Origin of the sequence: Mycetohabitans sp. B2, from assembly GCF_021733735.1 — a bacterium.
GTDB classification, from domain to species: domain Bacteria; phylum Pseudomonadota; class Gammaproteobacteria; order Burkholderiales; family Burkholderiaceae; genus Mycetohabitans; species Mycetohabitans rhizoxinica.
The window spans coordinates 1-349 of sequence record NZ_JAHKSP010000123.1; the positions used below are offsets into that span (position 1 = coordinate 1).

Below are 349 nucleotides of genomic sequence, written 5' to 3' on the forward strand. Positions count from 1 at the left end.
TGCGCGAATTGAATACGTTGTATCGCGCGGCCTATGACGGACAGACGGATCCACTGCCGGCGCTGACGATCCAATATCCGGATTATGCGGCGTGGCAGCGTCAGTGGCTCTCGGGTGAGCGGCTTAAGGCGCAAGGTGAGTACTGGCGCACGCAGCTGACCGATGCCCCCGTGCTGCTGACGTTGCCGACCGACCGACCGCGCCCGGCGCAGCAATCGTTCGAAGGGGCCTACGTGCCGATTCAGATCGATGCGCAAACCACGCAAGCGCTTAAGCGTTGGAGCCAAGCGCAAGGCGCGACGCTATTCATGACGGTGCTGGCCGCGTGGAGCGCGGTGCTCGCGCGGCT

Annotated in this window: 1 protein-coding gene; it reads left to right on the forward strand. The window is 64.2% G+C overall.

All coding sequences use genetic code 11. From position 1 onward, the window contains the following. On the forward strand, positions 1-349 hold a 349-nt coding region (locus KPG66_RS17000), incomplete at both ends, for a condensation domain-containing protein (RefSeq protein WP_237071625.1).